The sequence below is a fragment of the Nocardiopsis sp. TNDT3 genome, from assembly GCF_003427465.1.
Classification (GTDB): domain Bacteria; phylum Actinomycetota; class Actinomycetes; order Streptosporangiales; family Streptosporangiaceae; genus Nocardiopsis; species Nocardiopsis dassonvillei.
The window spans coordinates 1-8,836 of sequence record NZ_QPFC01000218.1 but is presented as its reverse complement, the minus strand read 5'-3'; the positions used below and the strand labels follow the sequence as shown (position 1 = coordinate 8,836).

General features: G+C 73.5%; 8 protein-coding genes and 1 riboswitch. Of the genes, 4 read left to right on the top strand and 4 right to left on the bottom strand.

Annotated features, from left to right (window positions below):
- Positions 1 to 114 precede the first annotated feature (114 nt).
- On the top strand, positions 115 to 2,292 hold the full coding sequence (locus DQW06_RS06050) for a bifunctional (p)ppGpp synthetase/guanosine-3',5'-bis(diphosphate) 3'-pyrophosphohydrolase (protein WP_019607013.1): 2,178 nt from the start codon (positions 115 to 117) through the stop codon (positions 2,290 to 2,292).
- 144 nt (positions 2,293 to 2,436) lie between these two features.
- On the opposite strand, the gene DQW06_RS06045 is transcribed toward DQW06_RS06050, so the two are convergent.
- The 4 genes from DQW06_RS06045 to DQW06_RS06030 form a co-directional block, all read right to left on the bottom strand.
- Entirely contained in the window at positions 2,437 to 2,904 is a 468-nt protein-coding gene (locus DQW06_RS06045) for a nitroreductase/quinone reductase family protein (protein ID WP_013151894.1), read from the bottom strand.
- Between the two features lie 139 nt (positions 2,905 to 3,043).
- On the bottom strand, positions 3,044 to 4,234 hold the full coding sequence (locus DQW06_RS06040) for an acyl-CoA dehydrogenase family protein (RefSeq protein WP_117198116.1): 1,191 nt from the start codon (positions 4,232 to 4,234) through the stop codon (positions 3,044 to 3,046).
- Positions 4,235 to 4,411: 177 nt separating this feature from the next.
- On the bottom strand, positions 4,412 to 5,707 hold the full coding sequence (locus tag DQW06_RS06035; RefSeq protein ID WP_370449061.1) for a CaiB/BaiF CoA transferase family protein: 1,296 nt from the start codon (positions 5,705 to 5,707) through the stop codon (positions 4,412 to 4,414).
- Positions 5,704 to 6,099, bottom strand: coding sequence for a DUF3870 domain-containing protein (locus DQW06_RS06030; RefSeq protein WP_013151897.1), 396 nt, complete (start codon positions 6,097 to 6,099; stop codon positions 5,704 to 5,706). The genes DQW06_RS06035 and DQW06_RS06030 overlap by 4 nt, the downstream gene beginning before the upstream one ends.
- Positions 6,100 to 6,313: 214 nt before the next feature.
- Positions 6,314 to 6,428, top strand: a riboswitch (SAM riboswitch).
- A 61-nt stretch (positions 6,429 to 6,489) separates the two neighbouring features.
- On the opposite strand from DQW06_RS06030, the gene DQW06_RS06025 reads away from it, so the two are divergent.
- The 3 genes from DQW06_RS06025 to DQW06_RS06015 all read left to right on the top strand — a co-directional run.
- The gene (locus tag DQW06_RS06025) at positions 6,490 to 7,839 is read left to right on the top strand and encodes an aminotransferase class V-fold PLP-dependent enzyme (RefSeq protein WP_117198115.1); all 1,350 of its coding nucleotides are present in this window, start codon (positions 6,490 to 6,492) and stop codon (positions 7,837 to 7,839) included.
- A 188-nt stretch (positions 7,840 to 8,027) separates the two neighbouring features.
- The gene (locus DQW06_RS06020) at positions 8,028 to 8,291 is read left to right on the top strand and encodes a hypothetical protein (RefSeq protein WP_013151899.1); all 264 of its coding nucleotides are present in this window, start codon (positions 8,028 to 8,030) and stop codon (positions 8,289 to 8,291) included.
- On the top strand, positions 8,288 to 8,836 hold a 549-nt coding region (locus tag DQW06_RS06015; RefSeq protein WP_117198114.1), incomplete at its 3' end, for an ABC transporter ATP-binding protein. The genes DQW06_RS06020 and DQW06_RS06015, both read left to right, overlap by 4 nt.

Here is an 8,836-nt window from a genome sequence, read left to right as displayed (position 1 = left end):
CCCCCCCACGTCTCCGGAGCGGGGGCCACGCGGCAGCCGTCCCCCTCCACCACGCCCTCCACGGTGCGAGTACGCAGAAGGCTCGCCCGACTCGGCGCCCAGCGGGGAGTGACGATGAACCCGGTGCTCGAACCACTGATCAAGACAGTGCGGGCCACCCATCCCAAGGTGGACGTGCGGCTGGTCGAGCGCGCCTACGAGGTCGCGGCCCACCACCACCGCGACCAGAAGCGCAAGAGCGGCGACCCCTACATCACCCACCCCCTCGCCGTCGCCACGATCCTCGCCGAGCTGGGTATGCAGGAGGCCACCCTGGCCGCCGCCCTCCTGCACGACACCGTCGAGGACACCGACTACTCCCTGGGCGAGCTGCGCTCGGACTTCGGCGACGAGATCGCCGAGCTGGTCGACGGGGTCACCAAGCTCGACAAGGTCAAGTACGGCGAGGCCACCCAGGCCGAGACCGTGCGCAAGATGGTCGTGGCCATGGCCCGCGACATCCGCGTGCTGGTCATCAAGCTGTGCGACCGGCTGCACAACATGCGCACCCTGCGCTACCTGCCCTCCCGCGCCAAACGGGAGAAGAAGGCCCGCGAGACCCTGGAGATCTTCGCCCCCCTCGCCCACCGGCTGGGCATGAACACCATCAAGTGGGAGCTGGAGGACCTGGCCTTCGCCACCCTCTACCCCAAGCGCTTCGACGAGATCGCCCGCCTGGTGTCCGAGCGCGCCCCGCGCCGCGACGTCTACCTCCAGGAGGTCATCGAGGCGGTCTCGGCCGACCTGCGCGAGTCCAAGCTCAAGGCCACCGTGCGCGGGCGGCCCAAGCACTACTACTCGATCTACCAGAAGATGATCGCCCGCAACTGCGGCTTCGACGAGATCTACGACCTCATCGCCGTGCGGGTCCTGGTGGACAGCGTCCGCGACTGCTACGCGGCCCTGGGGACCATCCACGCGCGGTGGAACCCGGTGCCCGGCCGGTTCAAGGACTACATCGCGATGCCCAAGTTCAACATGTACCAGTCGCTGCACACGACGGTCATAGGGCCCTCGGGCAACCCGGTCGAGCTCCAGATCCGTACGCGCGCGATGCACCGGCGCGCCGAGTACGGCATCGCCGCGCACTGGAAGTACAAGGAGGACCGGGGCAGCGGGGGCGAGAGCAAGCCCCGGGGCAGCTCCGACATGCAGTGGCTGCGCCAGCTCATCGACTGGCAGCAGGAGACCAAGGACCCGGGCGAGTTCCTGGAGTCGCTGCGCTTCGACCTGTCGGTGCAGGAGGTGTTCGTCTTCACCCCGGGTGGCGACGTCATCTCGCTGCCCCAGGGCGCCACCGCCGTGGACTTCGCCTACGCCGTGCACACCGAGGTCGGCCACCGCACCGTGGGCGCCCGCATCAACGGCCGCTTGGTGCCGCTGGAGAACGAGCTGCACAACGGCGAGACGGTGGAGATCCTCACCTCCAAGACGCCCGACGCCGGGCCCAGCCGGGACTGGCTGAACTTCGTCAAGAGCGCCCGGGCCCGCAACAAGATCCGGCACTGGTTCACCAAGGAGCGCCGCGAGGCCGCCATCGAGCAGGGCAAGGACGAGATCGCCAAGGTCATGCGCAAGCAGGAGCTTCCGGTCAAGCGCCTGTTCAGCGGTGAGGCGATCATCGGCCTGGCCAGCGACCTGCGCTACCCGGACGTGGACTCGCTGTACGCGGCCGTGGGGGAGCGCCAGGTCAGCGCCCAGCACGTGGTCGGCAAGCTCGTCGACTCCATGGGCGGCCTGGAGAGCCACACCGAGGACATCGCCGAGTCGGCGCTGCCCACCAAGGCGGCCACCCGCCAGCGCCAGCACGGCAACCCGGGCGTGGTCGTGGAGGGCGACGCCGACGTGTGGGCGCGCCTGTCCAAGTGCTGTACCCCCGTGCCGGGCGACGAGATCGTCGGCTTCGTGACCCGGGGCAACGGGGTGTCGGTGCACCGCCGGGACTGCGTGAACACCGCGACGCTGGACACCGACCGCATGGTCAAGGTGGAGTGGTCGCCCACCGAGGACTCGATGTTCCTGGTGGCGCTGCACGTGGAGGCCCTGGACCGGTCCCGGCTGCTGTCGGACATCACGCGGGTGCTGAGCGACCAGCACGTCAACATCCTGTCCGCGACCGTCCAGACCAGCCGCGACCGCGTGGCGCAGAGCCGCTTCACCTTCGAGATGGCCGACCCCGCCCACCTGGGCAGCGTGCTGCGCGCGGTGCGGGGCGTGGACGGCGTCTACGACGTCTTCCGCGTCCGCAACTGACCCGGCCGGACGGAGGGGGAGAGGCCGCGGGCACGCAGGACGCCGCGGTCCCGTCCCGGTCCCGTGTCCGGGGCCGCGCGGCCGGGCCGGACACGGCCGGGCTCCGGACGCCCGCGCGGGGAGCCCGGAGCCCGTGCGCGCCGGTCAGATGCGGATCGTGGTCGAGCGCACGATCTCGAACACCGGGTGGCGTTCGGCCTCGGCCGCGAACGCCTCCTCGGGGGCGTCCGGCGGCGTCTCGAAGTACAGGCCCACCATGGCGGCGCGCGGGTGGTCCAGGTACTCCTTGAGCAGCGGGGCGGCCTCCTCGGCCCCCAGTTCGCGCACGCTGATCAGCTCGATCCAGCCGCCCTGGCGCAGCGTCGCGAAGCCGTCCTGACGCAGGTTGCGGACCCAGTCCACCTCCCCGTAGGGGGAGACCAGGAACCGTCCGCGGTCGCTGTCCAGCACACTGAGCGGGATGGTGCGCAGGAAGCCCGACTTGCGCCCACGCGTGGTGAGCAGGTGCAACTCGGGCAGGCACACCCCGTACTTGACGAAGCCGCTGACGACGGCGTTGGCGGTCCGCCGCAGCCCCGTCATCTCGAACCGCTTCGTCGGCTCGTTCCCCATCTCGGCAACTCCCTCGCTCGGCTGCTCCCCATTCTGGCGGCTGCGCGCGCCCGGCGGCACCGGGGGAGGCGCGCGACCCGCGGCGGACCACCGCCGACCGGCCCTGACCCGGACCGAAGAGCGGGCCCGGGGGCGGGATTCAGCGGAAGGCCGAGATCCCCGTCACCGACTGGCCGATGCTGAGCGCGTGGATCTCCTCGGTGCCCTCGTAGGTGGCGACCGTCTCCAGGTTCAGCATGTGCCGCATCACCGGGTACTCCAGGGTGATGCCGTTGGCGCCGTGCACCGAGCGCGCCGCCGCGGCCACCCGCTGGGCGGCGGCCACGCACGAGAGCTTGCCGAAGCTCACGTGGTTGTGGTGGCACCGGCCCTCGTCCTTCAGACGCCCGATCCGCAGCGCGGTCATGGCCGCCTGGTTGACGTCCACCACCATGTCGGCGAGCTTGCGCTGGGTCAGCTGGAACCCGGCGATCGGCCGGCCGAACTGCTCGCGGCTCAGCGCGTACTCCAGGGCCGCCTCGTAGCAGGCGCGCGCGGCACCGGCCGCGCCCCACACGATGCCGTAGCGGGCCTCGTTCAGGCACGACAGCGGCGAGCCCAGGCCGCGCGATCCCGGCAGCACCGCGTCGGCGGGCAGGCGCACGCCCTCCAGCACCAGTTCGGAGGTGATGGACGCGCGCAGCGACAGCTTGCGGTGGATGACGTTGGCCGAGAACCCGGGCGTGTCGGCGGGCACCACGAACCCGCGCACGCCCTCGTCGGTGGCGGCCCACACCACGGCCACGTCGGCGACCGATCCGTTGGTGATCCACATCTTGGTGCCGTCGAGCACCCAGTCCGACCCGTCCCTGCGGGCGCGGGTGCGCATAGAGCCCGGGTCGGAACCGGAGTCGGGCTCGGTCAGCCCGAAGCAGCCGATCGCCTCACCGGCGGCCATGCGCGGCAGCCACTCCTGCTTCTGCTCCTCGGAGCCGAACTTGTGGACGGCCGCCATCGCCAGCGAGCCCTGCACCGACACGAAGCTGCGCAGGCCCGAGTCCACGGCCTCCAGTTCGCGGCAGGCCAGACCGTAGGCGACCGCGCTGGAGCCGCCGCAGCCGTACCCCTCCAGGTGCATGCCCAGCACCCCGAGGGAGCCGAAGGCCCTGGCCAGCCCGCGCGGGTCGGGCAGGGTGCCCGCCTCGAACCACTCGGCCACGTTCGGCGCCAGCTCGCGCGAGGCGAAGCCGCGCACGGCGTCGCGGACGTCGCGCTCGGTGTCGGACAGGTCGGTGTCCACGGCCAGGAAGTCGTGCGGGTCCGGGGCGGCGGGCTTGCGGGAGTCGCTCATGGTGGGGTGTCCCTTCGTGGTGCTGACGGCCGGTGCGGCCGTGCGGGAGGTGGACGGCGTCCTCGGATCCGGGTGCGGGACCCGGAGGAGGGACGGGCGGTGGTCCGCGGACCGGGTGCGGAGCCCCGAACGGCCCCGGGGCGCGGCCGTGCGGACCCGGTGCGGTCCGCTGGGACCTCAGGACAGGTCGGGCTGCTGGACGGCGCCGCGCGCGACCATCGCGTCCACGTCGGCCCCGTCCACGCCGAGTTCGGCCAGGATCTGCCGGGAGTGCTGCCCCAGCAGCGGCGGCGCGCCGAGCGGCGGCGGGGTGCCCTCCAGCCGGAACCCCGCGCGGACCTGTTCGATCAGCCCGGCGGTGGGGTGCTTGACGGTGCGCAGGACGTCGTCGCCGCTGGCGTCGGCGGTGCGCAGCGCGTCGAGCACTCCGCGCACCCGTCCCACCGGTACCCCGGCTCCCACCAGCAGCTCCATCCAGTGGTCGGCGGGCCGCGAGCGCAGGGTCGCCGTCAGCTCGCCGACCAGCTCCTCCCGGTGCGCCACCCGGCCGGGGTTGGTGGCGTAGCGCGGGTCGGCGCCCAGGTCGGGGCGGTCCAGGGCCGCGCACAGCCGCTGGTACAGGGCGTCGTTCCCGGCGGCGACGACGATCTCGGCGTCCGCCGTCGCGAAGGTCTGGTAGGGCACGATCGTGGTGTGCGCGTTGCCGACCCGGGCGGGTTCGGCCCCCGTCACCAGCGCCTGCTGGGTGAGGTTGACCAGGCCGGAGAGGGTGGAGTTGATCAGCGACACGCTGATGTTCTCGCCGCGCCCGGTGACGCGGGCCCGCATGAGCGCGCCCAGGACGCCCACGGCTGCGTTGAGCCCGGTGAGCACGTCGGTCAGGGCCACGCCCACCTTGCTCGCCGGTCCCTCCGCGGGCCCCGTGGCGGCCATGAGCCCGCTCTCGGCCTGCACCACGATGTCGAAGCCGGGGCGCGTCGCGGGCTCGTGCTCGGGTCCGAACCCGCTCACCGAGCAGTACACGACGGCCGGGTTGCGGGCGCTGACGGCCTCGTAGCCGAGCCCGAGCCGGTCGATCACCCCGGGCCGGAAGTTCTGGACGACCACGTCGGAGGCCGCGCACAGCTCCCGGACCGCGGCCAGGCCCTCGGGGTCCTTCAGGTCCACGGCCAGACTGCGCTTGTTGCGGTTCACCGACAGGAAGTAGGCGGCCTCGCCGTGCCCCTCCTGTCCGGCCTCCCCGGCCCAGGGCGGGCCCCAGGAACGGGTGTCGTCGCCGCGTCCGGGCTGCTCCACCTTGACCACCTCGGCGCCCATGTCGGCGAGCAGCATGGTGGCGTAGGGGCCGGCCAGCACGCGGGACAGGTCGGCGACGCGCACGCCCGCCAGCGGCAGCGGCGCGGCCCCGGTCGCGCTCCCGGTTCCGGTCCGGGGCCCGGCGGGGGTCCCGTCCGCGCGCAGGTCGCCGGTCACGGCCGCGCCTCCTGCCCGACCCCGGGGTCCGCGGGCAACTGGTCGCCCTCCCGGAGCTGGACGTAGGTCTCCAGACAGCGGCGGAGGGCGGTGGTCAGCGCGGCGCCGGACTGGCCCGCGTACCGGGTCTGCACCCGCCGCACCAGTTCGGCGACGTCCTCGGTCACCGACTCCCCCTCGACCAGGGCGCGGAAGAAGTCCCTGGCCAGCTCGGTGAGCAGGGTGGTGTCCGCTGCGACGACGCGCCCGTCGGCGGTGTCCACGGCCAGCACGACGCCGAGCCGCTGGTACTGGGAGTGGCTCGCCACCGAGTCGGGCAGGCGGGCGTAGCCGGACACCAGGACGACCCTGGGATTGCGCAGAACCTGCTGGATACGGTCGTCGCCGTACAAGGTGCACACCTCTCGCTCACGGGCACGCGAAAACTCCGACGCTCTGGAGTCTCGCGCCTGGAGGGCGGCCGGGGGAAACCGGACACCCGCGGCGTGAGGGCAGGCAGGCACAAGTATGTCCCCACCGCGCGCGCCGCTGTCAAGCGGATCGGTGGTCCGGGCCACATCCGGTCCCCCTGCCGCGAGCCGGAAGGCTGTGTTAGTGTGCCTCGCAGGTCACGAGTACCAGCGTCAAGCCCCGGCTAGCTGGTCGGCAACCCTCCTACCGCGGTGGGGTGCCCCGGGTGAGGACCAGGTCCCGACACGACCGTGTCGGACAAGCGCGGACCCCTGAGGCGTTACCGGAGTGACATCTCCGCGGGTCCCACGACCCACAGGAGAGGTGCTTCCATGACCACTGCCGTTTCCGTCCACGCCGCCCGTTCCGCCGAGTCCCCGGCCGACGCCGCCGGGTGCACCGTCGTCACCTCCGACGAGGGCGTCCCCCTGGTCACCGGCGAACGGGTCGAGTACGCCAACTTCGACTACGCGGCCAGTGCCCCGTGTCTGACCCCGGTGGCCGAGGCCCTGTCCGCGGCGCTGCCCTACTACGCCAGCGTGCACCGCGGCGCGGGCCACCACTCCCAGGTCAGCACCGACGCCTACGAGCGCGCCCGCCGCAGCGTCGCCCGCTTCGTGGGCGTGCGCGCACAGCCCGCCGACGCCGTGGTGTTCGTGCGCGGCACCACCGACGCCCTCAACCTGCTGGCCCGCTCGGTGCCCGAGGGCTGCACGGTGGTCGTGTTCGAGTCCGAGCACCACGCCAGCCTGCTGCCCTGGGAGCACCCCGCCGCCCGCGCCGGACGGGTGGTGCGCCTGCCGCTGCCCGCGTCCCCCGAGGACGCGGTGGAGGCCGCGCGCGCCGCGCTGCGCGGGGCCCCCGAGGGCCCGCGCCTGCTGTGCGTGACCGCCGCCTCCAACGTCACCGGCGAGATCTGGCCGGTGGAGGAACTGGTGCGGGCCGCCCACGCCGAGGGCGCGCGCGTGGTCGTGGACGCCGCCCAGTACGTGCCGCACCTGCCCTTCAGCCTGGAGGAGACCGGCGCCGACTACGTCGCCCTGTCCGCCCACAAGCTCTACGCCCCCTTCGGCTCCGGGGTGCTGGCCGGCCGCGCCGACTGGCTGCGCGAGGCCGCGCCCTACCTGTCCGGCGGCGGAGCCACGCGGCTGGTCGGCGAACACGACGTGGTGTGGAACGACCTGCCCGCGCGGCACGAGGCGGGCAGCCCCAACGTGCTGGGAGCCGTGGCGCTGGCCGCCGCCTGCGACACCCTCGCCCCCGCCACCCAGGAACTCCTGCACGTGCGCGAGTCGGCGCTGCTGGAGCGGCTGCGCGCGGGGCTGACGGCGGTCGACGGCGTCACCGAGCTGACCCTGTGGGGCGGTGACCACCCGCGGGTGGGCATCGTGTCGTTCACCGTGGACGGCCTGCCCGCCGACCTGCTGGCCGCGGCCCTGTCCGCCGAGTACGGGATCGGGGTGCGCGACGGCCTGTTCTGCGCCCACCCCCTCACCAGGCACCTGCTGCCCCGGGGGCACGGCCAGGCGGTGCGGGCGAGCCTGGGAGTGGGCACCACGCGGGAGCACGTGGACCGCCTCGTCGGCGCGGTCGCCGAACTCGTGGCCCGCGGACCGCGCTGGGAGTACGCCGACTGCGACGGCCGCCTCGCCCCGGTGCCCGACCCCGCGCGGGTGCTCTGACGGAGGTTCCGGGCCCGGGTGCGGCGGCTGCTCGGAAGGGTTGGGCCGGGCGCCACTACAGCTGGCTGTAACAGGGGTCGACTGGTGGGCGGGATGTTTCGGCGGGCCGCGTCTTCGTAGCGTCGGAGACGACACGGCGGGCGGTACACCGGCCGTGTCCAGCCACCCACCGAACCCCGGGAGCAGCCGTGTCCGACGACCCCTACCGCATCGACGCTCCGACCGACGGAGCCCCGTCCCCCTCCGTTCCGCGGGTGCCCGCGCGCGACCCCCGGCGCACACCCGCCCGCAGAGCCCTGCTGGTCCTGCTCGGCGTCGTCCTCGCCGGGACCGCCACGGCCAACGGCACGCTGTCCCTGCTCGGCCACGAGTTGATCGGGTCGGCCTTCGGACTCGCGGCGCTGGTCTCGCTCGTCGCGCTGATCGTCCTGGTCCGCAGGGGCGACCGGTGAGCGGCGCGAACGGGGCGGCCTCCGCCCCGGCCTCCACCGCACCGGGTTCCGCCGGTCCGGACGCCGACGGCGAGGCCGTCCGGCTCACCGACGTCCACCGCGTCTACGCCGACGGGGAGGGCGCCGTCTCGGCCCTGGCCGGGGTGTCGCTGCGGGTTCCCCGCGGCTCGTTCCTCGCCGTCATGGGGCCGTCCGGGTCGGGCAAGAGCACCCTGCTCAACTGCGCGTCCGGCATGGACCGCCCCACCTCGGGCTCGGTGGTGGTGGGCGGCACCGACATCAGCTCCCTGCGCGAGCCCCGCCGCACCGAGTTCCGCCGCGAGCGGGTCGGCTTCGTGTTCCAGTCCTACAACCTGGTGCCCACGCTCACCGCGGAGGAGAACATCACCCTGCCGCTGCGCCTGGCCGGACGGACCCCCGACCAGGGCTGGCTGCGCGCGCTCGTCGGCCGGGTGGGGGTGGGGCAGCGGCTGCGCCACCGGCCCACGGAGCTCTCCGGCGGCCAGCAGCAGCGGATCGCGATCGTGCGGGCCCTGGCCTCCCGC